Source organism: Corynebacterium sp. HMSC064E08 (assembly GCF_001811805.1).
Taxonomy (GTDB): Bacteria; Actinomycetota; Actinomycetes; order Mycobacteriales; family Mycobacteriaceae; genus Corynebacterium; species Corynebacterium jeikeium_D.
Map to the genome: position 1 here is coordinate 167,096 of NZ_KV806700.1, position 23,347 is coordinate 190,442.

A 23,347-nucleotide genomic window follows, 5' to 3' on the forward strand; every position below is an offset into this window, starting at 1 on the left:
TTCACCGAGAGCCAGCGTCCATAACGCGGATAGCATCGAAGCTCTTCTCGATGCGGCAGTGAAGGGACTCGGCGGAACGACTCGACCGAATCAGGTCAAAATGTCCCGGTCGGTGGCCTCCGCCTTTGCGCGCGAGCGGCACCTAGCGGTACAGGCAGGTACCGGTACGGGTAAGTCGCTGGCCTACCTGGTGCCTGCCATTGTGCAAGCAATGGAGTCCGACGAGTCAGTAATCGTTTCCACGGCGACCATTGCGCTGCAACGCCAGCTGGTCGAACGCGACTTGCCGCGGCTAGTCAGTTCGCTGGAGCCACACTTGTCCCGCACGCCGACCTTCGCAATCCTCAAAGGCCGCTCGAACTACCTGTGCAAGTCCAAGGTCGGAAATGTCATCAAAGATCCTGTCATGGACGGTGATGAATCCGAGCCGACAGCTATGGGCGGCCCAACTGCTCTACTCAGCGAAGCGCAGCTCAGCCGAACCGCTGCCGAGGTCATGCGGCTACGCGAGTGGGCCAATGACACCGACACCGGCGACCGCGACAGCCTGGACAAGGGCGTTTCCAACGAAGCCTGGCGGCAGGTCTCCGTCACGGCTCGCGAATGCGTCGGTGCCATTTCCTGCCCTTTCGGCGAGGAGTGTTTCGCCGAACAAGCCCGCCGCGAGGCCTCCAACGTCGACATCGTTGTCACCAATCACGCACTGTTGGCCATCGATGCGCTCTCCGACGCCATGATTTTGCCGCAGCACGACTGCGTTGTCATTGACGAGGCTCACGAGCTCGACGGTCGAATCACCTCTGTTGCCACCGACGAGCTCTCCCCTGCCGGTATCACCATGATGGCCCGGCGCGCCCGCAAATTCGGCGCCGCAGAGCAGGTGGATGATGTCACCGATGCCACGGATCTACTCGGCGAGACCGTCGCATTGCTTGCCGACGCCTACAGCGGCGCACTCGAAGAAATTCCCGGTGAGCTTGGAGCAGCGCTAGCTTCGCTCCGCGATAGCCTGTGGCAACTACAGACCACGCTAGGCACCTCTAGTTCAGGCAGCTCTGGCGGGTCGGGCTCCGGTGGTTCGGGTTCTGACTCTGACAACACCGAGCGTCAGACCGTCCGCGCTGCCGTGGAGAATATGCACGACACAGTCGTGCGAATTCTAGAGTTCAGCAGCGACGATGTCGTATGGCTTGGCGAGAACAAGACAGTTTATGTCGCTCCCCTGTCCATCGCAGCACTGCTTCGCGAACGCCTCTTCGGCGAATCCACCGTCGTTTTGACCTCAGCAACACTTGCTCTTGGCGGCAAGTTCGATGCCATGGCCGCCGCTTGGGGGCTTCCCTCCGGTGGGTGGGATGGCTTGGACGTCGGCACGCCCTTTGACCCGCAGAAATCTGGCATCCTCTACGTCGCACGCGACCTGCCACGACCTGGACGCGACGGCGCCACACCGGAGCAGTTCGCGATCATGGAGCGCCTCATCCGCGCCGCTGGTGGGCGAACGCTCGGGCTGTTTTCTTCTCGCCGAGGCGCCGAGGCAGCGGCGGAGGAAATGCGCAAGCGCCTGCCTTACGACGTGCTGTGCCAAGGCGATGACTCTATCGGTGCTCTGGTTGATCGCTTCGCAGCTAATCCGCAGACATGCTTGTTTGGCACGCTGACGCTGTGGCAAGGCGTCGATGTTCCTGGCCCATCGCTATCGTGTGTCATCATCGATCGCATCCCGTTCCCCTGCCCCGACGACCCGCTTTTGTCCGCGCGCTCCGATGCGGCTAATGCCGCTGGCCGAAACGGTTTTATGGAGGTCTCAGCGACACATGCAGCGCTGCTGATGGCGCAGGGTTCTGGTCGTCTGCTACGCCAAGTCGATGACCGCGGGGTTGTTGCGGTACTGGATTCACGGTTGGCTACAGCACGCTATGGTTCCTGGATTGCCGCGTCGATGCCTGACTTCTGGCGGACGACCAACCTGGATATTGCGGCTGGAGCGTTGCAGCGGCTGACCCAAAGCTGATTCAGAGGGGGCTGTCTGGGCTCACGAGGTGACGCTGGATTAGGCATAGTTTCTGGAAAAAATCCCACGCTTTTCTATCCAATACATTATTGTGATGTGAAACACAGCACTGCTACAGTGCCCGAGCTAATGAAGCAGGACACTTGGCAGCCGTGCACGAGATTAGAAAGGCGATTTCCTGCATGCCCCTTTCCAGCAACCTCCCCGACATCGACATCCCGGAGACCTCACTCTTTGAGTTCCTCTTCGGAGAAATTGAGCCACGTCACCAGGACAAGCTTGCAATCGTTGACTCAGGCTCCGAGGTCACCTTCGGTGATCTGAAGGCCAGCATTGAGAAGTTTGCGGGTGCGCTGGCAGCACGTGGGATTAAGAAGGGCGACGTTGTGGCTCTCCACTGCCCCAACTCGACAACCTTCGCGGTCGCTCTTCACGGTGTCCTACGCGCGGGGGCTGTCTGCACGACGGTCGCATCGCTGGCAACTGCGGAGGACATTGAAAACCAACTCCGGATGTCTGACGCGAAGATGATGCTAACGACCTCCTCAATCGGTTGGGCTGGCGCCCACGGCGCTGAGGCTGCTGGTCTGCCGGAAGAGATGATTATCGGCCTGACGGGTCTCCACGGCATGGGCGAGCTGCTTGCCGAGGGGCACGCAGCCCCGGACGTCGACGTATCACCCGATGACGTTGCCGTGATTCCGTTTTCCTCGGGAACCACCGGTGTACCGAAGGGCGTCCAGCTCACTCACCGCAACTTGGTGGCCAACGTCGCTCAGGCGGGTGGAGCTACAGTCAACGCGCTGACCGAGGACACCCCGGCTGTCACTATCCTGCCGTTTTTCCACATCTACGGCCTGACTGCGCTGCTGAATCTGTGCCTGTGGCGCCGCACGACGCAGTACACCATGGGCAAGTTCGACCTCGTCGATTTCCTGTCCATCATCGCCGAGCACAAGGTGAAGTTCGCGTTCATCGCACCACCTGTAGCTGTGGGCCTGGCCAAGCACCCAGCTGTCGATTCCTTTGACCTGTCCAGCCTGGAGACAATCTTCTCGGGTGCCGCTTCTCTCCAACTTGACCTCGCGGAACAGGTGGAAAAGCGCCTTGACTGCGTGGTCGCACAGGGCTTCGGCATGACCGAGTCCTCGCCAGCAGCCCACATCCGCATCGGCCACGATAGTCCGCTGGACTCGATCGGTCGCGCAGTCCCCAACACTCAGTACAAGATTGTCAACCTTGACTCCGACAGCTTTGAGGAAATCCCGGTTCCCGCCGAGGGGCGCTCGGAGGCAGGTGAGCTATGGATTCATGGTCCACAGGTGATGAAGGGCTACCTCAACAACCCGAAGGCGACGGCAGAGACGCTTGTCGACGGTTGGCTGCGTACCGGCGACGTTGCGGAACTCGACGAACACGGGAATGTGTACATCGTCGACCGCTTCAAGGAACTGATTAAGTACAAGGGCTACCAGGTTCCGCCGGCCGAGCTCGAGTCCGTGCTGCTCAGCCACCCGGATATTGCCGATGCCGCCTGCAGTGGTGTCGTTCGCTCCGACGGCGAGGAGATTCCTAAGGCTTACGTCGTCCTCAAGGCGGGCGAGCAGGTGACTGAAGACGAGATTATGGACTACGTCGCCGACCGCGTCGCACCGTACAAGAAGGTGCGAGCAGTCGAGTTCATGGATGAAATCCCGAAGTCGGCGACGGGCAAGATTCTGCGCAAGGATCTCAAGGCCATGGAGGCAGCACGCGCCAAGCTTTAAGTTTGCGCCCCAGGAGTCACAGCGACAGTCACTGAGCCGGGAGCAATCTCGGTAAACCCGGCATCCTGAACCTCAACCGCGCGGAGCTCTGGCGCTGGCCACTGCTCCCGCGGTACTTCTTTCACATCCAGCGCGTAGCCACTTTGCGCCCACGCCCAGGCATCCTCAACCGACAGGGTGGCCGCATAGAGCATTGAGCCGTGTCCAACTTGCGCGGCCACCTTTCCTACGGACATATTCAGGTTCTTGTCCACCCAAATCACTGGCGGAGCAAAGGTGTCAGCGCTCTCATGGTCGCCCGGGGCACCGGGAGATGTGTTCTCCGGGTCGTCGTAAGGCAAATCGGTGCCGGAAATTTGTAGTTTGGCAATCTCCGGGTAGGTTTCGTCGACAGGTGTTGGCACTAGTGCGCGAGCTTGCGCGCCGTTGACGTCCACGGTGACGCCCGGTGCAAGCTGAGCGCGTTGCCAGCCGATATTGCGAGCGCGACGCGTGAGCTTGCGGATGCGCGCACCGTACCAAGACGCCAGACCTTGTTGATAGGCAGAAGTGTCATCGCCTGCGCGTTCGTCCAGGCAACAAGCAACAACAGCCATCGCGGCGGCGCGGAGCAGCGCAGTGCGCGAGGGGCGTTCCTTCTTCGGAACCTCAAGCACAATAGCCATTGCCCACGGCACATCCTCGCCGTGGTCTTCCCTATCGGGTTGCGGCAGGAGGTTATGGGCGATACGGAACCACTCCGGTACCGATGATGCGTCCGTGACAGCTGGTTCCTTGTGATCCTCGCGTTGCACTACGGCTCCAACGGCACGCGGCGGAAGGTGCCATCTTCGCGGTCGGCATCGTCGATTTCATCGCGGGAAATGCCCAGCATGAACAGAATCGAGTCCATGAATGGAACGTTGACGGACGTGTCAGCGATTTCCTTCAGCGCCGGCTTGGCATTGAAAGCAATACCAAGGCCTGCGACCGACAACATATCGATGTCATTGGCCCCATCGCCGACCGCAACGGTCTGATGCATCTGAAGCCCCGACTCTGCGGCGAACGTCTTGAGGCTGCGGGCCTTCTCCTGCCTATCGACGACATCGCCGACCACGCGTCCAGTCAGCTTTCCGTCCTCGACCTCGAGGGTATTCGCCTTGTAAAAGTCCAGACCGAGATCCTTTGCCAGCGGCTCCAAGATCTGGATAAAGCCACCGGAGACAGCACCACACTTGTAACCGAGGCGCTTCAGCGTGCGGATCGTGGTGCGGGCGCCTGGAGTCAGCTCGATGGAGTTAGTGACTTCCTCTAGGACACTGACCGGCAGGCCAGCCAGAGCCTTAACTCGCTCATGCAGTGACTCAGCGAAGTCCAGCTCACCGCGCATAGCGCGCTCTGTAACCGCTGCAACCTCCGCCTCGCGACCAGCATGGGCGGCCAGCATCTCAATGACCTCACCGGTAATCAAGGTCGAGTCCACATCGAAACAAATCAAGCGCTTGGAGCGGCGCTGCAAACCAGCGCGTTCAATTGCGATGTCAATGTCCTGGTCCTGTGCAAGCTCGGCCAGTGCCTTACGCAGCGGAATGCCCGCACCCGGCTTCGGGTCCGGAATAGAGACCAGCAATTCCAGGCCAGTGACTGGGTAGTCAGCAATACCGCGAATGGAATCGATGTTTGCACCGTAATCAGCAAGAGTGCGGCCGATACGGGAGATATCCTCAGCGTTGACCGGATTGCCCAACACGACAAGTGCGTGGGTGGAGCCATCGCTGCGCTCAATCGGGGCATCCAGCTGGAAACTGACAGTCATGCCGTGAGGCTTCAGTGTTTCAATAAGTCCCTCACGGAGAACACCGACCTTTTCTTCTGTGACACCAACAAGCGCACCGAGGCTCAGATTAGAGCGGAACACCGACTGTTCCACATCCAAAATTTGAACTCCGTGGGCCGCGAGCACGCGGAAGAAAGCTGCGGAGACACCCGGACGGTCTCGGCCAACAGCGGTAATAAGCACCGGAGCTAGTCCCGGTGCCAACGAAACCGATAGAGCATCGGTATCTACAGACTGACTGGGAGAGGTAATTACCTGTTCATTCACCAATCCAGTATCGCATGAAGCCCCGGCAGAGTGCTCATCGCATAGTGGGATTCCGCACTTCAGTGGGTGGCCAGTGACAGGCGCTAGCCATCGCCCTGCTCTCTTGCCCTTCTGGCGCTCCCTGCGCCCCTTGCTCTCCCTGCGCTCTCTTACTGCCTCTTCCCTAGGAAAGACTCTCAAAGACAAGACTAAGGCCCCATCACGGAGAACCGTGATGGGGCCTTAGCTTCGCGTAGTTATTAACTCAGAGTTGCATCAGCCATGTAGCCACTAGCTCTTAGAGCTGACGACCAACGTGGGCCTCTGCGCGCTGACGCTCAACCATGTGCGGGTAGTGCAGCTCGAACGCCGGGCGCTCCGAGCGGATGCGCGGCATCGAGGTGAAGTTGTGGCGCGGCGGCGGGCAAGAAGTAGCCCACTCGAGAGAGTTACCGTAACCCCACGGGTCATCAACAGTGACGACCTCGCCGTAGCGCCAGGACTTGAAGACGTTCCAGACAAACGGGATAACAGACAGACCCAGGATGAACGCACCAACGGTGGAGATCATGTTCAGGGTGGTGAAACCGTCAGTCTCGAGGTAGTCGGCGTAACGACGCGGCATACCCTCGTTACCCAGCCAGTGCTGGACCAGGAAGGTCAGGTTGAAGCCGATGAAGGTCAGCCAGAAGTGAACCTTTGCCAGCTTCTCGTCGAGCATACGACCAGTCATCTTCGGGAACCAGAAGTAAACGCCCGAGTAGGAAGCGAAGACCAGGGTACCGAACAGGGTGTAGTGGAAGTGCGCCACGACGAAGTAAGTATCAGAGACGTGGAAGTCCAGCGGTGGGGAAGCCAGCATAATACCGGTCAAACCACCGAACAGGAAGGTCACGATGAAGCCGAGAGCGAAAGTCATCGGAGCCTCGAAGGTCATGTGGCCACGCCACATGGTGCCCATCCAGTTGATGAACTTAACACCGGTCGGGACCGAAATCAGGAAGGTCATGAACGAGAAGAACGGAAGCAGAACGCCACCGGTCACGAACATGTGGTGTGCCCACACAGCCATGGACAGACCTGCAATAGACAGGGTTGCGAAGACCATACCTGCGTAGCCGAACAGCGGCTTACGGGAAAAGACCGGAACGACCTCGGTGATGATGCCCACGAACGGCAACAGCAGGACGTAGACCTCTGGGTGACCGAAGAACCAGAACAGGTGCTGCCACAGCATTGCGCCACCGTTTGCCGGGTCGTAAATGTGACCGCCCAGCTTACGGTCGTACAAAACACCAAGAGCAGCTGCAGTCAGAATCGGGAAGATCAGCAGAGCCAGGATCGAGGTAACCAGGATGTTCCAGGTGAAGATTGGCATACGGAACATGGTCATGCCTGGTGCACGGAGGCACAGGACAGTGGTGGTCATGTTAATGGCGGAAGCGATGGTACCGACACCACCAACACCGACACCGACAATCCACAGGTCAGAACCGACACCCGGAGAGTGAATCGGGTCAGACAGCGGGGAGTACATGGTCCAACCGAAGTCAGCAGCACCACCCGGGGTCAGGAAGCCCGACAGCATCAGAATGCCACCAATGGTGGTCAGCCAGAAGCCGAAAGCGTTCAGACGCGGGAAAGCCACGTCCGGAGCACCAATCTGAAGTGGCAGAATGTAGTTAGCAAAACCCCAAACAATCGGGGTACCGAACAGAAGCAGCATCACCGTGCCGTGCATGGTGAACATCTGGTTGAACTGCTCGTTAGAAAGGAACTGAAGTCCTGGGGCGAAGAGCTCAGCACGGATAAGCAGAGCCATCAGACCGCCGACAAAGAAGAACGAGAAGGACATAATGATGTACATGATGCCCAGCTTCTTGTGGTCGGTCGTGGTCAGCATTTCCCACGCCCAGCTGCCCTTACGCTCATGTCCGAACGGCTGCGGCCGTTCCGGCGCTACAACGCCATGATCTGGACGAGGCGCTACTGCAGTCATTCTTCCTCCTTACTACGCGAAGATTTCCTGTAACTCACTACAGGGATTTTAAGTTTTGTCCTTGTGAGAATAGTGCAGGCGAGTACGCGACGGCGAACCCACCTACCGCTATGTGCCAGATTCTAGTCTGAACCTTGGAAAAAGTTAAGGCTAAGGGATTTTCCGGCTCACTTCCCCACTCAGCTAAGCACACTATTAGTTTCCTGAGAATTGTCTTAACCTGGGCTAACGCCTATTTAGCAGGAACCGTCGAGGCTAGGACTACTACCCCCGTGTGTGTGCTGTCACCAGAGTGAGGCTCGATGCGGAATGTTCCCTACACCTGTGCTTTTAGAAGTCCCAGTCCTCATCCTCGGTTACTTCAGCCTTACCCATGACGTAGGAAGAGCCGGAACCCGAGAAGAAGTCGTGGTTTTCGTCAGCATTCGGCGACAGGGCCGACAGGATCGACGGCGAAACGCGAGTCTCGTCGGCCGGGAACATACCCTCATAGCCCAAGTTGTTCAGAGCCTTGTTGCCGTTGTAACGCAAGAAACGCTTGACATCCTCGGTCCAACCGAGTTCGTCGTACATCTCTTCGGTGTACTGAATCTCGTTGTCGTAGAGATCAAACATGAGGTCGAAGGTGTAATCCTTCAGCTCGTCACGTTCGGCCTGGGTCAGACGCTCCAGGTTGCGCTGGTACTTGTAACCGATGTAGTAACCGTGAACTGCCTCATCACGAATGATTAGGCGAATAATGTCCGCGGTGTTGGTCAGCTTGGCGTGGCTGGACCAGTACATCGGCAGGTAGAAGCCCGAGTAGAACAGGAAGGACTCCAGCAAAGTGGAAGCGACCTTCTTCTTCTGCGGATTATCGCCCTCGTAGTAGTCGAGGATGATCTTGGCCTTCTTCTGCAGGTACTCGTTCTCCTCGCCCCAACGGAACGCATCCTGAATCTCAGGAGTCGACGCCAGCGTCTGGAAAATCGACGAGTAGCTCTTTGCGTGCACCGATTCCATGAAGGCGATATTGGTGTACACAGCTTCCTCGTGCGGAGTCAGCGCATCCGGGATGAGCGATACTGCACCAACCGTGCCCTGGATGGTGTCCAGCATGGTCAGACCAGTGAACACGCGCATCGTGGTGCGCTGCTCCAGTGCGTTGAGCGTATTCCAGCTCTTGATGTCATTCGACAGCGGCACCTTTTCCGGCAACCAAAAGTTACCGGTCAGACGATCCCAAACCTCGAGATCCTTGTCATCAGGAATCGTGTTCCAGTCAATAGCCGCAACTGGGCATGCACGCGACTCTGGATTCTTCTCACGGTGGGCCGGAGTCGAGGGTGGGCAATCATCGAAACTCACGTGGAAACCTCTCCCTTTTTCATTGATATTGCCGTTTTTCGAACACACCTTATATATAAGGAACGTCCTTCACTCTTTACGAGTTCAAACAGCGACTGCAGCGGTGGCTATTCCAGCCTTGTCCCACTACAAAACGTCAGGCTCCCGATGAAAGGAGCCACTACCCTTAGCAGCTTACCCACACCCGCATTATTAAGCACGCGGCCTAGAAGAAATCGCCCCACTTGCCGAGTCTTGTTCCCGGTGCCCCTCCCCTAACCCCACGTCACACAAAGAACAAGGTGCTTGACGACGCAATGTCCGTCGTCAAGCACCAAGCGCAAGATGTTGCGCGAACCTAGGCGTGAACCTTCTCTCGGTTTTCCGCCGTGTCGTTGATGATGCGGTCGGAGATGACGTACACCAGCAAACCTACGACAGCCATGAGCGCGAGCAACCAAGCGATGGTAGCGGAGACCCCTTCTGCTTCAGACTGCGCGATGGAGAGGGTGCTGAAGAAGGCCGGTCGAGAATCAACAAGCATGGCCGTTAACGCGATGCCAACCGGTACGGCAATGTTGATCGTCAGATTGTAGAAACCGATTGCAACACCGGACTTGGCGGCAGGAATGTTCTGCAGTGCGGTCGCGACCAACGGCGCATACATGAGCGCGAACCCTGATGGGAACAGAATCATGGAGACGATAACCGTGGCAACACCGGCCCCCGGCAGCACTGCGGGGATGAGCAACGCCACGATGATGATGCTGATAGCCGCGACAATGGCCTGCTTCGAGGGCAGGAACTTGGCAACCTTGCCAGACATTACACCGACGATGACAGCGCAGAGGTAGCCCGGCGCGAGGATATAGGCAGCACCGTCGAGGTTGATGCCATAGAGCTCGTCGACCATATACGGCAACAGAATGGCCGAATACCCCAACTGGACCATGTAAACCACGAGCACAACAATCAGCGCGCAAACGTAGCGAACATTGGTAAAGAACGACGGGCTGACCACGGCGTTGTCATGTGTCCGGATGTGCCAGACAAAGAGCGCGACGCCCAGCGCAGCGGCAACCAGCCACCACCATTGGAACTGCTGCATGAACAGCATCACCGCAGTGGCGATGACCGCGATGAGGAACAGGCCAAAGATATCCAGGTGACTCTTCTGCTGCTGCTCCTCCGGAACTGTCTTGATCAGGAACGGAATGGCAACTATCAGAATGAGCGAAATCAGGAACATAGCCGGCCAGGAAATGTAGGTAGCCACGATTCCCGAGGTCAACGTTCCAATCAGCAGCGCGGCTTGGAAGGCCGCGGTGGAAAAGCCGAGGTAGGTTTTCTGATCTTCTGGGCTTAGGTACTTGGTGACATAGATGACGTAGAGTGTCTCAGCCGCCGCCAGGCCGGCAGTTTGAATAATGCGGGCAGTAAGCACGATTGGCCATACTCCCTGGAAGAAATAACCCAGTAGAGAGCCCACGGCGACGAAGCCGATACCGACAATCATCAATTTGCGGATACTGATGCTGTCCGCCAATGCGGCGTACACCACCGCTCCAATGCCAATCAAGATACCGGCGAGTGTCGCCTGCAGACTGGCCGTGGAGACACTGAGGTCCAGAGATTCCGCAATCGGCTTGGTCATGAACTTAAAGCCATTGTCCAAGACCAAACAGAATACAAAGGAAAACAGCAAGACCGGGACTGCGGCCTTAGGGTTTGGCGCGGCAGCCTTGGATGCTGCGCTTTCACGGGTATTCAGGTTCAAGCTGGTATTGCTGGCGGGATTGCTCATCGCACTGTACCTATTTCACACTTCAAGCCAATTGATTGCGGACCAGGACATTAGAGTCGAGCCAGCGGCAATGCCAGCTCCATCATCGTCGTGAAGGCCTTCTCACGCTCTTCCGGAGTGGTCTTTCCACCGGTGACGATGTTGTCCGACACAGTGAAGATTCCCATGGCCTCCACACCGGCCTCGGCGGCAGTGGCATAAAGGCCAGCTGATTCCATCTCCACCGCCAGCACACCCATGCGTGCCCAACGGTCGTTCACATCATCCTGGAAGTTGTAGAAAATATCGCTGGACAAGATGTTGCCGACGTGCGTAGTGATGCCCTGCTCACGGGCGCGATCGCGAACATCTTCGATCAGACGGAAAGATGCGGACGGGGCGAATGTCCCCGGCAAGTTGTACTGCGATAGAAAATTGGAGTCCGTCGACGCCGTCTGGCCGATAACCACGTCATACAGGTCCAGCTCCGGCTGCAACGCGCCGCAGGAACCGACGCGAATCAGCTTCTTGCAGCCGAAAACATGGATAAGTTCCCAGGAGTACAGCGAGATAGACGGAATGCCCATACCGGATCCCATGACGGAAACTTCCTGCCCCTGGTAGGTGCCGGTAAAGCCCAACATGTTGCGAACTTCGTTGAACTGAACGACATCATCCAAATAGGTCTCCGCAATGAACTTGGCACGCAGCGGGTCACCGGGCAACAAAATGGTTTCTGCAATCGGCGCACCCTTTGGGTTGATGTGTGGAGTGCTCTTACCAGTGGTATCGGACATGGCTTCCAGCCCCTTCCCCCACTAGCCGTGGGTGAAAATTATGCGAACATTGGTGTACCACTGCCCAGGTTAATTACCTGCATTACAACCGTCAATAGTGATATTTACATTTGTTCCCAATTGGGTGGAGCGACGAAAAAGGCGCGAGAATCTCCCGGCAAAACTCGGGGAAATTCTCGCGCCTTCAATGCGCTACAACTGAAGCACTAGATGCCTAGCCCTCAAGCACGCTTGCTTAAAGCATGCAGGATACGCAACCCTCGACCTCAGTACCCTCCAGCGCAACCTGACGCAGGCGGATGTAGTACAGAGTCTTAATACCCTTGCGCCATGCGTAAATCTGCGCACGGTTGAGGTCACGAGTGCTCACCGTGTCCTTGAAGAACAAGGTCAGTGACAGTCCCTGGTCAACATACTTGGTAGCGACCGCGTAAGTGTCAATGATCTTCTCGTAGCCGATTTCGTAGGCGTCCTGGAAGTACTCACGGTTGTCATTGTCCAAGTGCGGAGCCGGGTAGTATACGCGACCGATCTTGCCCTCCTTGCGGATCTCAATCTGAGATGCAATCGGGTGAATCGACGAGGTCGAGTTGTTGATGTAGGAAATCGAACCGGTCGGCGGCACTGCCTGCAGGTTGCGGTTGAACAGGCCGTACTCCATGACGTCGGCCTTCAGTTGCGCCCAGTCCTCAGCGTCCGGAATGTGCGCGGTGGAGTTCTCGAAGATCTCCTTGACGTGCTGAGTCTTCGGCTGGAACTCTGCCGGATCGAAGTTATCGAAGTACTTGCCGCTGGCGTAGTCGGAGTTCTCAAAGTTGACGAACTTCTGACCGCGCTCGCGAGCAATCTTGTTGGATGCGCGCAGGACTGCGTAGAGCACTGCTGCAAAGTAGGCGTTGGTGAAGTCCAGCCCCTCTTCCGAGCCGTACATAATCTTCTCGCGGCCAAGGTAGCCGTGCAGGTTCATCTGCCCCAGGCCGATCGCATGGGATCCGTCGTTACCCTTGCGAATCGATGGCACCGAGTCAATAGAAGTCTGCTCACTGACCGCAGTCAGGCCACGGATGGCAGTCTCGACAGTGCGACCAAAGTCCGGCGAGTCCATGGTCATCGCAATATTCAGCGAACCGAGGTTACAGGAAATGTCCTCACCCACGTGCTCGTAGGACAGGTCCGCATTGTAGGTCGACGGGGTGTTGACCTGCAGAATCTCCGAGCAGAGGTTCGACATGTTAATGCGGCCCTCAATCGGGTTCGCGCGGTTAACCGTGTCCTCGAACATGATGTACGGGTAGCCGGACTCAAACTGAATCTCAGCGATGGTCTGGAAGAACTGACGCGCGTTGATCTTCTGCTTACGAATACGCGGGTCCTCGACCATATCCGCGTAATTCTCGGTGATGCTAATGTCCGCGAACGGCTTACCGTAGACACGCTCGACATCGTACGGGCTGAAGAGGTACATGTCGTCGTTACGCTTGGCCAGCTCGAACGTGATGTCCGGAATGACAACGCCGAGCGACAGCGACTTGATGCGAATCTTCTCGTCCGCGTTCTCACGCTTGGTATCCAGGAAGCGCATGATGTCCGGGTGGTGCGCGTGCAGGTAGACAGCGCCTGCTCCCTGGCGAGCACCCAGCTGGTTAGCGTAGGAGAAGGAGTCCTCCAGCAGCTTCATAACCGGGATGACACCGGAAGACTGATTCTCGATGTGCTTAATCGGAGCGCCCTGTTCACGCAGGTTGCTCAGCAGCAGCGCCACACCACCGCCGCGCTTGGACAGCTGCAGCGAGGAGTTGATGGCGCGGCCAATGGACTCCATGTTGTCCTCGATACGCAGCAGGAAGCAGCTCACCGGCTCGCCGCGCTGGGCCTTACCGGAGTTGAGGAATGTAGGAGTAGCAGGCTGGAAGCGTCCGGCGATGATCTCATCAACCAGGTGCTGCGCGAGCCCCAAGTCGCCGTCGGCAAGCGTAAGAGCAACCATGCACACACGGTCTTCGTAGCGCTCCAAGTAACGCTTGCCGTCGAAAGTCTTCAGCGTGTACGAGGTGTAGTACTTGTAAGCACCCAGGAAAGTCTGAAAACGGAACTTGTGGGCGTAGGCCTGCTTGAACAGCGCCTTGACGTCCTCAAATTCGTACTTCTCCAGAACCTCAGCCTCGTAGTAATGGTTCTCTACCAGGTAATCGAGCTTCTCCCGCAAGTTATGGAAGAACACAGTGTTCTGATTGACATGCTGCAAGAAGAACTGTCGCGCAGCCATGCGGTCCTTATCGAACTGAATCTTGCCGTCTTCACCGTACAGATTCAGCAGCGCATTGAGCGCGTGGTAATCCAGCTTGTCCTCGCCCACCGGCTCCGCGACCTGCTTGCCCATTTCCGACACGTTGACTCCTTTAATATTCATTTGCCTGCGCAGGGTCTGTTCAATCACTGCCCAGAGCAATCCAATCTAGCTATTTTCCTCGCGCACCGCTTTACGACGGCTTCCGCGAGCGCACCCATTCGGTTGTCTCAGTGCCCCTTCCCTCGACACTGAGGCTAGCCAACTTAAGCGCTGGCTCTACCGTGGAAGAACTCCTCTAGCCCTTCTCTGACTCGCTGCACATCATGGTCGGTTCCCATCAGCTCGAAGCGATATAAATATGGAACCTTGCACTTGTAGGAGATGACATCCCCTGCTTTACAGAAGTCCTCACCGAAGTTGAGATTGCCGGCAGCAATCACACCTCGGATGAAAGAGCGGTTGTGCTCATTATTAAGAAATTTGATGACCTGCGGAGGAACTGGCCTTGAGTTACCGCCGCTGATGGAAGCGCCGCCACCATAAGTCGGGCAAATGAGGACGTAGGGCTCATCGACGATAAGCTCCGGCTCATTACGACGGATGGGAATGCGGGCATTTTTGATATCTAGCTTTTCAACAAACTTGTGTGTATTCCCCGTCGCCGAGGAGAAATACACCACCAGCATGAGAGCTTCACCCTTTACATCGCAAAACCCCCGCAATCTTCGTTTCCCGGGTGGTCAACGAAATCTGCGGGGAGGTGTGTGATTCTTAAGCTGCCTGGAGAGCCTTGATGCGGTCCGGGCGGAAACCCGACCAGGTCTCAGTGCCAGTGTCAACGACCGGCGCCTGGAGATGACCGAGAGCCATGACGTAATCCCGAGCCTCATCATCCATGGTGATGTCGACGATATCGTAGGCAATTCCAGCCTTATCGAGGGCGCGAGTGGTAGCGCGGCACTGGACACATGCAGGCTTGCTGTAAACGGTAACCATGACTCTCACAAACTTTCTGGCTTTGAGTAAGACCAATGAATCGGATCGACTTCGTACAAACAACGGAAGCGGCCGAGGAATCAGCGGATTGATTGAATGACTGAAAGCTCCCGGAGGTCCATGAGAAACCGAGTACGGGTGGCCGACAGATCCTTTTAGCTATCCTTGGCTCGACATCGAAAACACTACACTTGGTGCCTAGAAAACTCTAGTCATACTAGATGTAGTACTCACAACCATGGTATTCCCTGTTCGGAGATCTCTGGCGCACAAGATGTTGTACACAGACGCACCACAACCTTGTAATTTCACGCTAAAAATTCTAGAAAATCGCAGAAAAACAACTATCGGCGCATTTTGGTTAAACCAATTACTGCAAGACGGCTCGAGGCCAATCACACCAATACCAGGCGCCGCACCGCCCCTCCCCTTCCCTGTCCCTCCCCTGCCCAACTTCGGACTCAGCAGCGATCTCAAAAAATCACGGGCTGCACATGTGAACACGGGCTGCACATGTGAAACTGTGTAAGTTTATGACACTTTCAAGCCATTTTTCGAGCCATTTCTGTCATAAACGTAGTCAGTAACTTCCATCGCCCCACCGCCGCCAGCCATAAACGCAGTAACCGCCTGAACCTCCCCTCCCTAAAAACCAAAAACCGCAACCTTTAGCCACAGTAAAACTGCGACTTCAGATTGCGGTTTTGGCAATAAATGAGGAAGCTATTTGCTTCGCGCTAGCCTAAATAAGGCTTAGCCCTGGCGGGCCTTGAAGCGCGGCTCCTTCTTGTTGATCACGTAGACCTTGCCACGACGGCGCACGACCTGAGCGCCCGGCTTGTTCTTCAGCGACCGAAGGGACTTGCGGACCTTCATTCGGGCGCTCCTTTCTACTCGGCTCCGAAACGGGAATGTGCACACTGCACTCTCCCCGGACAATCACCCCAGTGACTGCCTGGCAACGCACCCTTCCTGATAATCCGAAGAAATATCAAAGAGTATGCGTTACGACACGAGTTGCCATACTACCTAATAAGCGGAATAACTCCAAAAATCCGGGGGAAACATGTCCTTTGACGGTCAACCCCAAGATTGCAACTCCCCACGTTGCAACTGCCTCCGCTTCTCTATTTGGCAGCGGCAATCATGTACTCGCGGACCTCGGCAAGTGTCTTGCCAGAAGTCTCCGGCACCGCCTTGATGGTGAATACCAGCGCAATCGCACCCGTGATGGCAAAGAAGAAGAATGACCACGCACCACCGACAGCATCCACCATCGGGAGAAATGCCTGCGCCACAAACCAGTTCGCAACCCAGAGCGCGAGCCCTGCCAGCCCCATACCCAGGCCACGGGCTTCTGTCGGGACAATCTCGGAAATCAGGAGCCAGGTCGCCACCGACACAGCCGCCTGCTGAAATACGATAAATACAGTCATCAGCAGAAGCGACATCATGGCACCCGTCGAAGAGTTACTCGACAGGCCATAGACGGGCGCCAGCACGAGCAGCGAGCTTGCACAGCCCACCAAACCGATAATCAGCATTCGCCGGCGACCAACGCGGTCAATAATGCTCATACCGATTGCACACGAGATCACCGAGGCGATACCGATGATGATGGAGGTGTAGACAGAGCTTTCCGTCGACAAGCCAACCTTGTTCATCATCGTCGGCGCGAAATACATAATCGCGTTCGCACCCGTGACCTGCTGCGTTACGCCAATCAGCATCGCAATGATGACGGTGCGTCGCACCCACGGGGTTTTCACAGCCAGACGCTCTGCTGCACGCTGATCGGCGCTTGACGACGCCTCACCAACGGCAACCTCAGCCAAGGTCGCCTCATCTCCCTGCATCTGACGCAGCACGGCCAGCGCCTTGCCCTCCTGTCCTCGACGGACGAGGTAGGCCGGTGTGTCCGGCAGAACCAGCATGCCGATGAGCAGCACGATGCCGGGGACAGCGCCGAATCCAAGCATGAGTCGCCAGTTACCGGAGGAGGCTAGGGCGGAGTTGGTGAGGAACGCCACCAGCTGACCAATCACGATCATCAGCGAGTTCAGGCTGACCAGGCGTCCACGCACATGCGGTGGTGCCATTTCGGAGATGTACATCGGTACGACGATGGAAACACCACCGATACAGACGCCGAGCAAAGTACGCGCAGCACCCAGCGAAAACGCACTAGCAGCGAAAGCGCACCAGATACTGCCGATGATGAAGCCGACCGCTCCGAGCAGGATGGTGCCACGGCGCCCCAGGGAGTCCGCTACGCGACCGCCCAGGAACGCACCGATAGCCGCACCGACCAAGAGCATGGCGGTGACAGTGGACTCCTGTCCTGGAGTCAGCTCAAAAGAGCGCTGGATATACAGCAGCGCGCCCGAGATGACACCGGTGTCGTAACCAAAGAGGAGGCCGCCCAGAGCGGCGATGATAGCCACGGCTATCGACCGAGATGTGGTGGTTTCCCGGTTCGGTCCAGTCTTATTCTGTTCGGTTGTACTCACGCTGGAAATCTTGCCACCGTCCAGGCAAAGACCCCCTATCCGAACAGCACTTACTCGATAAAGATGAGAGTTTTGGCACTCTTCTGGCAGGAAAATCATCCCTTTTCCCGTCCGGAACTAGCGGTAGAGTGAGGCTCATGACCCCAGTAGGCACACAGGATTTCCCGCATCCCCTCCAGTCGGAGATTATTAACGACCTCCACGTCCAGCCCACCATCAATGCCGCCGAGGAAATCAGCCGCCGAGTCGATTTTCTCTGCGATTATTTCCGCACCGCGCACGCCAAGGGATTCGTGCTCGGAATTTCTGGCGGCCAAGACTCCACGCTGGCCGGGCGTCTAGCGCAGTTGGCCGTCGAAAAGCTTCGCGACGGCGGTGAGGATGCCACTTTCATTGCCATTCGCCTCCCCCACGGCGTCCAGGCCGATGAGGACGACGCACAGGTGGCACTGCAATTCATTCAGCCTGACCAAAGGCTAACTATCGATATCGCACCGGCCACCGCCGCGATAACCACCCAGGTCACCGATGCCCTGGCCGGCAGCGCTATCAGCGACTTCAACAAGGGAAATATTAAGGCCCGCATGCGAATGATTGCCCAGTACGCAGTGGCGGGTGTTGACGGCGCTTTGGTCATCGGCACAGATCACGCCGCGGAGGCGGTCACCGGCTTCTACACCAAGCACGGCGACGGCGCCTGCGACCTCGTCCCGCTGCAGGGGCTGAGCAAGCGCCAGGGCGCGGCCTTACTCCGTCACCTCGGCGCACCAGCCAGTACGTGGGAGAAGGTGCCGACGGCCGACCTGGAAGAAGACCGCCCTGCGCTTCCCGACGAAGTTGCGCTCGGGGTGACCTATACCGCCATCGACGACTACCTCGAAGGCAAGACCGTCTCAGATGAGGATGCCGCGCGAATCGAGCACCTCTACTCCATTTCCCGGCACAAGCGAGCCGTCCCTCCCGGACCGGCCGATTCTTGGTGGCGCTAGGCTACTACCCCGGGCCACCGATCCAGCGTCCCGGACAGAGCAGCAACCCCCTTAAGAGAAACCTCTTAAGATCAAACCCTTAAGAGAAGGCCTCCGCGCCGGCGCCCCAAATAGCCCCAACTGCGGCCAAGCTGTCTGCCGCACCGGCTTCGGCGCTGGGTTCCAGCGCAGGTGAACCATCCTGGACGAGCTCGGCGGTCACCAAACCGTGGGCGAACGCCCACATGGCCAATCCCTTAGGCTCATCGCCGGCAACCTTAATGAATGCATCGCGAATCCAGGCATCCAACGACGAAGGCGAGACGACATTCACGAAATTAGTGCGACTCATCAGCCGGTAACCATGCGGATCGTCGAGAACTGCCTGGCGGTACGCCTGCAGCAGAGACGCCGAAGTGCATTCCTCATCAATGGCAGCATGAATACGCTTGCCCAGATTCTCGAGGCTCTCGGTCAGCAGCAGCTGAAGGAGCTCTTCTTTGCCGCTGATGTGCTTGTACAGCGATGGCGCCTTCACGTCGAGCCGCGCCGCTAGGCGGCGCATGCTGATAGCACTCCAGCCCGATTCGCGCAGCATCGCGCGCGCTTCATCTACGATCTTCTGCATACGTGGGGACTGCCTGCGCGCATCGGGCTGCGCTGGCACCCCATCGGTCGATTCTATGGTGCACGTCACATTTTCGACTGTAACGCGTTGAATCTCACTTAGGGCGCTTTTGGGTAATTTAACCCAACAATTTTTAAAAAAACAGCTAACGGCGGTGCTCAGTAACTAAAAGCTGCCTTTGCACGCTGCTATCTTTGCTTCACGACGGAGCCCCCACCGTCGTCAAGCAAAAGCGCCATATGCCGCCGCTACACTTCGTAGCGATTCGGCTCCTCCCCGAGGTGGAAATGGCGACCCGAAACATCGTTCGGGGTAATGCGCACGTAGTTGTACTTCAACGTCGGCAGCCAGGGCTTCAGCGGCAGCTCATCTGCAGCGTTAATATCCGCGCGGGAGGTGAGAACCTCTGCGTCCCCCTTAACGATGACCGACCAGGCCTTCTGAGCATCCTTGTCAACAAAGTCGGCCTCAAAAAGAACATCGCGGTTCAGAGAAACAGTAAAGAGCTTCGACCCCTCGGCAGTGCGGAAGTAAATGCTCCCCTCATGAACGACGTAGTTCAGCGGGAAAAGGTCCATATCGTCTTTACGACGAACAACCAGTCGCCCAAAAGTCTGCGTAGCCAGCAGCTCAAGGGATTCTTCGGTGGACAGTTTCTGAATAACGGAGTCGTTGTGTGCCATACCCCCAGTATTCCACCGTTCAGACAAAGTTGCTACAGCCATACGGATTACCAATCATTGAGGTAAACGGCGAGCACACTACCCCAGGGCAGATACAAGAAAACCCCCGGTCATTTCGACCGAGGGATTTCATACTGGTGGAGCTAACGGGACTCGAACCCGTGACCCCCACACTGCCAGTGTGGTGCGCTACCAGCTGCGCCATAGCCCCAGAATCAACATCGAAGTGGCTTTCACCCTCCGCTGTGGACTCCTCAAAGGCTACATGGCACTGTCATGTATCACCAAATCCGCATGTAGAACACTCTTTTACGTATTCGCCGAGTGCCCCAGAGCGGATCTGCCGAACATGGACTGAAGATGAATCGTGTGAGCGTGCACGGATCCTAGCGCAGGGCTACCTTGACCCACTGCCCCAGTCCGCCATCACCGGAAATGTTCTCCAGAATATCCTTGCCATCGACAAAGACGTGCGGTGAGGAAACCTTGCCCAAGCGCTTCTCAAGGTCATCGAAGTTGGCATTTGCGCTTGCCTTAGCCTCGGTGGTGTCGATGCCGGAACGGACTTCGCTGACAATTTCGTCAGCAACACCGAGCTGCTCCAGACGGTCAGCCAACTCATCATCGCTCCACGTGACAGAGTTCTGCTGGTCAGCCATCATCATTGTGCGGAAGTTCCAATATGCGCGAGCATCACCGGTCTCAGCAATCTTGCGGGCAACCGCGAAGACGCGAGTGGAGTGACCGTCACGCTGCTCCTTCTCCTGGCCATCCAGGAAGTTCAGCGTGCGGTATTCAGCGACAAGCTTGCCGTCGTTTAGCGCCTTGAGCTCATCATCGTGGCCCTCTTCGCTCATCTGAGCACAGTAGTGGCACGAGAAGTCCTCAAAAATCGTGGCTGTTTTAGCCCCTTCGGCGCCGTCCTTGCTCAGTCGGATGACATCGCCGTCGAGTGCGACGGAGAAGTCGACGTCCTCATCTGGCAGTCCCTCAATCGGCTGCGACCGGCCGATGTAGATAACGCCACCAATAACAACTGCAACGACAGCAAGAAGAGCAATCAGGCCGACGACGAAGCCACTGCCCTTTTCATTTGGATTCTTAATCTTCTGACTCACACCGCTTACGATAGCGGTGTTTTCTTGCCAATGACACAATTGCGCCTGAGAAAACGGAAATGGTTGTTAGGCCGCATCGCTAGGCCCCATCACCTTGCCCCATTCCCCTGGCCTATCCCCTAGGCTTCCCCTCTAGCCAGCGGACTAGGCGTAAATGGCAAACTTCTTCCACGGCCACACGTACACAAATACAGCCAAGGCCAGAAAACCGATGTCTCGGGCGATTGACTTTAGATATGAAACCGCGTCAGCGTTCTCGTCGTAGCCACCGCCACCAAAGCAACCGCAGTCAATCTGCAGGCCGCGCGCCCACGCCGAGATAATGCCGCCGATAAACACCAGCAAGAGCGCGCCAGACAGCACTGCTACCGGACGCAGGAAAAGCCCCAATACCAGTAAGAGTCCGAGGATGACTTCGAAGGCGGGCAGCGCAACCGCTACCATCGGCACCAAATCGCTCGGCAGCAGCTCATAAGCTTGCACTGCCTGACGCGATTCCAGCGGGTTCAGCAGTTTGATAAAACCCGAGTACAACCAAACTGCAGCCAGGCCGAATCGTGCCACCACGCCTACGAAATTCTTCATGCATAGAAATATTAGTACAGGCTAACTGTTTACAGCTAGCCCAACGGATACCGTTTACCCGTTCAGAACTGCCGAGACCACGTCCTGCGCCTCAGCCTGAACCTGTGCCAGGTGATCCGCGCCCTTGAAAGACTCCGCGTAGATCTTGTACTTATCCTCAGTGCCCGACGGACGCGCTGCGAACCATGCGTTTTCCGTAACCACCTTGAGGCCACCAATCGCAGCGCCGTTACCCGGCGCTTCGGTCAGTTTGGCTGTGATGGTCTCCCCTGCCAGGGTGTCGGCCTTGACCTGCTCCGGCGAGAGCTTCTTCAGGATTGCCTTTTGCTCACGGGTTGCGTCGGCATCGGTGCGGGCGTAAGCCGGGGCACCGTACTTATCGGCGAGCTCTGCGTAGAGCTGCGAAGGAGTCTTCTCTGTCACGGCCTTGATCTCGCTGGCCAGGAGGTCCAGGATGATGCCGTCCTTGTCGGTAGACCACACAGTGCCGTCGTGACGCAGGAACGATGCACCAGCGGATTCTTCACCACCGAAACCGATGGTGCCGCCGAGCAGACCCGGGACGAACCACTTGAAGCCGACTGGAACTTCCACGAGCTTGCGGCCCAAATTGGCAACGACGCGGTCAATCATCGACGAAGACACCAGCGTCTTACCGACCGCGGTCTCCTGCGACCAGCCCGGACGGTGTGCGAAGAGGTAGTCAATGGCAACGGCCAGGTAGTGGTTCGGGTTCATCAGACCCGCGTCCGGTGTCACAATTCCGTGGCGGTCCGAGTCCGCGTCATTGCCGGTGGAGATGTCGAACTTATCGCGGTTACCAATCAGGGACGCCATCGCACTCGGCGAGGAGCAGTCCATACGAATCTTGCCGTCTGTATCCAGTGTCATAAAACGCCAGGTCGCATCAACCAGTGGATTGACCACAGTCAGGTTTAGGTTATGCGCATCGCCAATTGCGCCCCAGTAATCCACCGACGCACCACCCATTGGGTCGGCGCCGATACGCACGCCAGCATCACGGATGGCGTCGAGGTTGACAACATTCGGCAGGTCCGACACGTACGCATTGAGGTAGTCGTGCTTTACGACGAGGTCTCCTGCCTTATCCACCAGCTGGCGCTTAACCCCATCCAGGCCCTTAGCCAGGTATTCATTGGCACGAGCTGCAATCCAGTCCGTCGCATCTGCATCCGCCGGACCACCGGTCGGCGGGTTGTACTTAAAACCACCATCCCGTGGCGGATTGTGGGAAGGGGTAATCACGATGCCGTCGGCACGCGCGGAGCTATTACCCGTCGGACCGCCCTCCACGTCGCGGTTGTACGTCAGAATCGCGTGGCTAACAGCCGGGGTCGGCGTGTAGCGATCCTGAGCGTCAACCATCACGGTAATGCCGTTGGCCGTGAGCACCTCGAGAGCGGAAATCATTGCCGGCTCGGACAGGCCGTGGGTATCGCGGCCAACGTACAGTGGGCCTTCAATGCCCTGGCCCTTGCGGTAATCCACGATGGCCTGAGTAGTGGCGTGAATGTGGTCTTCGTTGAAAGCGCCGTCGAGGGAGGAACCGCGGTGACCGGAAGTACCGAAGACGACCTTCTGGTCGGGGTTAGTTGGGTCCGGGTGCTTCGTGTAGTAGGCAGTGACCAGTTCCGCGACATCGATAAGGTCGGATGGCTGGGCCAATTGCCCGGCGCGCTCATGAGCCATTGTGGGTATCCTCCTGCTGAATCGGCGAACTGCGCAACCACCGATTTCACCGCCGACCAGCCGGCCGGAATTGGGAAACCGAACTTAGATGCGCTTCCTCCTCTCCAGT

At 57.3% G+C, this 23,347-nt stretch carries 19 protein-coding genes and 1 tRNA gene; 3 read left to right on the forward strand and 17 right to left on the reverse strand.

From position 1 onward, the window contains the following. Positions 1-34 precede the first annotated feature (34 nt). The gene (locus tag HMPREF2820_RS06370) at positions 35-2,014 is read left to right on the forward strand and encodes an ATP-dependent DNA helicase (RefSeq protein WP_210398715.1); all 1,980 of its coding nucleotides are present in this window, start codon (positions 35-37) and stop codon (positions 2,012-2,014) included. A gap of 182 nt (positions 2,015-2,196) precedes the next feature. Then, entirely contained in the window at positions 2,197-3,780 is a 1,584-nt protein-coding gene (locus HMPREF2820_RS06375; RefSeq protein ID WP_070603405.1) for an AMP-binding protein, read from the forward strand. On the opposite strand, the gene HMPREF2820_RS06380 is transcribed toward HMPREF2820_RS06375, so the two are convergent. The 11 genes from HMPREF2820_RS06380 to HMPREF2820_RS06430 all read right to left on the reverse strand — a co-directional run bounded on the left by HMPREF2820_RS06380 (position 3,777) and on the right by HMPREF2820_RS06430 (position 17,645). Continuing rightward, positions 3,777-4,574, reverse strand: a complete 798-nt coding sequence (locus HMPREF2820_RS06380; protein ID WP_070603406.1) for an aminoacyl-tRNA hydrolase — start codon at positions 4,572-4,574, stop codon at positions 3,777-3,779. The genes HMPREF2820_RS06375 and HMPREF2820_RS06380 overlap by 4 nt on opposite strands. After that, positions 4,574-5,866, reverse strand: a complete 1,293-nt coding sequence (gene serB / locus HMPREF2820_RS06385) for a phosphoserine phosphatase SerB (protein WP_070603408.1) — start codon at positions 5,864-5,866, stop codon at positions 4,574-4,576. The genes HMPREF2820_RS06380 and serB overlap by 1 nt, the downstream gene beginning before the upstream one ends. 277 nt (positions 5,867-6,143) lie before the next feature. After that, positions 6,144-7,844 (reverse strand): aa3-type cytochrome oxidase subunit I, encoded by a 1,701-nt coding sequence (gene ctaD, locus HMPREF2820_RS06390; RefSeq protein ID WP_005511131.1) that lies wholly within the window; start codon positions 7,842-7,844, stop codon positions 6,144-6,146. 330 nt (positions 7,845-8,174) lie between these two features. Continuing rightward, a complete protein-coding gene (nrdF, locus tag HMPREF2820_RS06395) occupies positions 8,175-9,191 on the reverse strand; it encodes a class 1b ribonucleoside-diphosphate reductase subunit beta (RefSeq protein ID WP_016422253.1) in 1,017 nt (338 codons plus the stop codon). A 337-nt stretch (positions 9,192-9,528) separates the two neighbouring features. Beyond that, a complete protein-coding gene (locus HMPREF2820_RS06400; protein WP_083308445.1) occupies positions 9,529-10,974 on the reverse strand; it encodes an MFS transporter in 1,446 nt (481 codons plus the stop codon). Positions 10,975-11,024: 50 nt separating this feature from the next. After that, positions 11,025-11,750 (reverse strand): purine-nucleoside phosphorylase, encoded by a 726-nt coding sequence (gene deoD, locus HMPREF2820_RS06405; protein WP_038627983.1) that lies wholly within the window; start codon positions 11,748-11,750, stop codon positions 11,025-11,027. Positions 11,751-11,985: 235 nt separating this feature from the next. Further along, positions 11,986-14,130, reverse strand: coding sequence for a class 1b ribonucleoside-diphosphate reductase subunit alpha (gene nrdE / locus HMPREF2820_RS06410; RefSeq protein ID WP_172620253.1), 2,145 nt, complete (start codon positions 14,128-14,130; stop codon positions 11,986-11,988). A gap of 173 nt (positions 14,131-14,303) precedes the next feature. Next, the gene (nrdI, locus tag HMPREF2820_RS06415; RefSeq protein WP_016422249.1) at positions 14,304-14,726 is read right to left on the reverse strand and encodes a class Ib ribonucleoside-diphosphate reductase assembly flavoprotein NrdI; all 423 of its coding nucleotides are present in this window, start codon (positions 14,724-14,726) and stop codon (positions 14,304-14,306) included. Between the two features lie 85 nt (positions 14,727-14,811). Next, positions 14,812-15,036 carry a glutaredoxin-like protein NrdH gene (gene nrdH / locus HMPREF2820_RS06420; RefSeq protein ID WP_005511161.1) on the reverse strand — a complete coding sequence of 75 codons (225 nt, stop codon included), beginning with the start codon at positions 15,034-15,036 and terminating at the stop codon, positions 14,812-14,814. 753 nt (positions 15,037-15,789) lie between these two features. Continuing rightward, positions 15,790-15,912, reverse strand: coding sequence for a type B 50S ribosomal protein L36 (gene ykgO / locus HMPREF2820_RS06425; RefSeq protein WP_005511141.1), 123 nt, complete (start codon positions 15,910-15,912; stop codon positions 15,790-15,792). A 251-nt stretch (positions 15,913-16,163) separates the two neighbouring features. Further along, positions 16,164-17,645 carry a sugar porter family MFS transporter gene (locus HMPREF2820_RS06430; protein ID WP_016422248.1) on the reverse strand — a complete coding sequence of 494 codons (1,482 nt, stop codon included), beginning with the start codon at positions 17,643-17,645 and terminating at the stop codon, positions 16,164-16,166. Between the two features lie 38 nt (positions 17,646-17,683). On the opposite strand from HMPREF2820_RS06430, the gene nadE reads away from it, so the two are divergent. Then, entirely contained in the window at positions 17,684-18,535 is an 852-nt protein-coding gene (gene nadE, locus HMPREF2820_RS06435; protein WP_070603409.1) for an ammonia-dependent NAD(+) synthetase, read from the forward strand. A 79-nt stretch (positions 18,536-18,614) separates the two neighbouring features. Here the strand turns inward: nadE and HMPREF2820_RS06440 are convergent, their stop codons facing one another. From HMPREF2820_RS06440 to pgm, 6 genes are all read right to left on the reverse strand, one after another. Next, positions 18,615-19,211, reverse strand: a complete 597-nt coding sequence (locus HMPREF2820_RS06440; RefSeq protein WP_246822234.1) for a TetR/AcrR family transcriptional regulator — start codon at positions 19,209-19,211, stop codon at positions 18,615-18,617. Between the two features lie 179 nt (positions 19,212-19,390). Continuing rightward, complete coding sequence (locus HMPREF2820_RS06445; protein WP_070601164.1) at positions 19,391-19,825, reverse strand: pyridoxamine 5'-phosphate oxidase family protein; 435 nt, start codon at positions 19,823-19,825, stop codon at positions 19,391-19,393. A gap of 135 nt (positions 19,826-19,960) precedes the next feature. After that, positions 19,961-20,036 (reverse strand) — tRNA-Ala (locus tag HMPREF2820_RS06450). Positions 20,037-20,211: 175 nt separating this feature from the next. Then, positions 20,212-20,943, reverse strand: a complete 732-nt coding sequence (locus HMPREF2820_RS06455; protein WP_016422244.1) for a DsbA family protein — start codon at positions 20,941-20,943, stop codon at positions 20,212-20,214. Positions 20,944-21,087: 144 nt separating this feature from the next. Then, positions 21,088-21,528 carry a MauE/DoxX family redox-associated membrane protein gene (locus tag HMPREF2820_RS06460; protein WP_070603412.1) on the reverse strand — a complete coding sequence of 147 codons (441 nt, stop codon included), beginning with the start codon at positions 21,526-21,528 and terminating at the stop codon, positions 21,088-21,090. A 54-nt stretch (positions 21,529-21,582) separates the two neighbouring features. After that, a complete protein-coding gene (gene pgm, locus HMPREF2820_RS06465; RefSeq protein WP_070603416.1) occupies positions 21,583-23,238 on the reverse strand; it encodes a phosphoglucomutase (alpha-D-glucose-1,6-bisphosphate-dependent) in 1,656 nt (551 codons plus the stop codon). Positions 23,239-23,347: the final 109 nt, after the last annotated feature.

Coding starts and splice junctions, on each gene's coding strand:
- deoD (WP_038627983.1), bottom strand. CDS start 11,750: ATGTCCGATACCACTGGTAAGAGCACTCCACACATCAACCCAAAGGGT.
- nrdI (WP_016422249.1), bottom strand. CDS start 14,726: ATGCTGGTGGTGTATTTCTCCTCGGCGACGGGGAATACACACAAGTTT.
- HMPREF2820_RS06430 (WP_016422248.1), bottom strand. CDS start 17,645: ATGATTTTCCTGCCAGAAGAGTGCCAAAACTCTCATCTTTATCGAGTA.
- HMPREF2820_RS06400 (WP_083308445.1), bottom strand. CDS start 10,974: ATGAGCAATCCCGCCAGCAATACCAGCTTGAACCTGAATACCCGTGAA.
- nrdH (WP_005511161.1), bottom strand. CDS start 15,036: ATGGTTACCGTTTACAGCAAGCCTGCATGTGTCCAGTGCCGCGCTACC.
- HMPREF2820_RS06445 (WP_070601164.1), bottom strand. CDS start 19,825: ATGGCACACAACGACTCCGTTATTCAGAAACTGTCCACCGAAGAATCC.
- pgm (WP_070603416.1), bottom strand. CDS start 23,238: ATGGCTCATGAGCGCGCCGGGCAATTGGCCCAGCCATCCGACCTTATC.
- nrdE (WP_172620253.1), bottom strand. CDS start 14,130: ATGGGCAAGCAGGTCGCGGAGCCGGTGGGCGAGGACAAGCTGGATTAC.
- ykgO (WP_005511141.1), bottom strand. CDS start 15,912: ATGAAGGTCCGCAAGTCCCTTCGGTCGCTGAAGAACAAGCCGGGCGCT.
- ctaD (WP_005511131.1), bottom strand. CDS start 7,844: ATGACTGCAGTAGCGCCTCGTCCAGATCATGGCGTTGTAGCGCCGGAA.
- nadE (WP_070603409.1), top strand. CDS start 17,684: ATGACCCCAGTAGGCACACAGGATTTCCCGCATCCCCTCCAGTCGGAG.
- HMPREF2820_RS06460 (WP_070603412.1), bottom strand. CDS start 21,528: ATGAAGAATTTCGTAGGCGTGGTGGCACGATTCGGCCTGGCTGCAGTT.
- HMPREF2820_RS06375 (WP_070603405.1), top strand. CDS start 2,197: ATGCCCCTTTCCAGCAACCTCCCCGACATCGACATCCCGGAGACCTCA.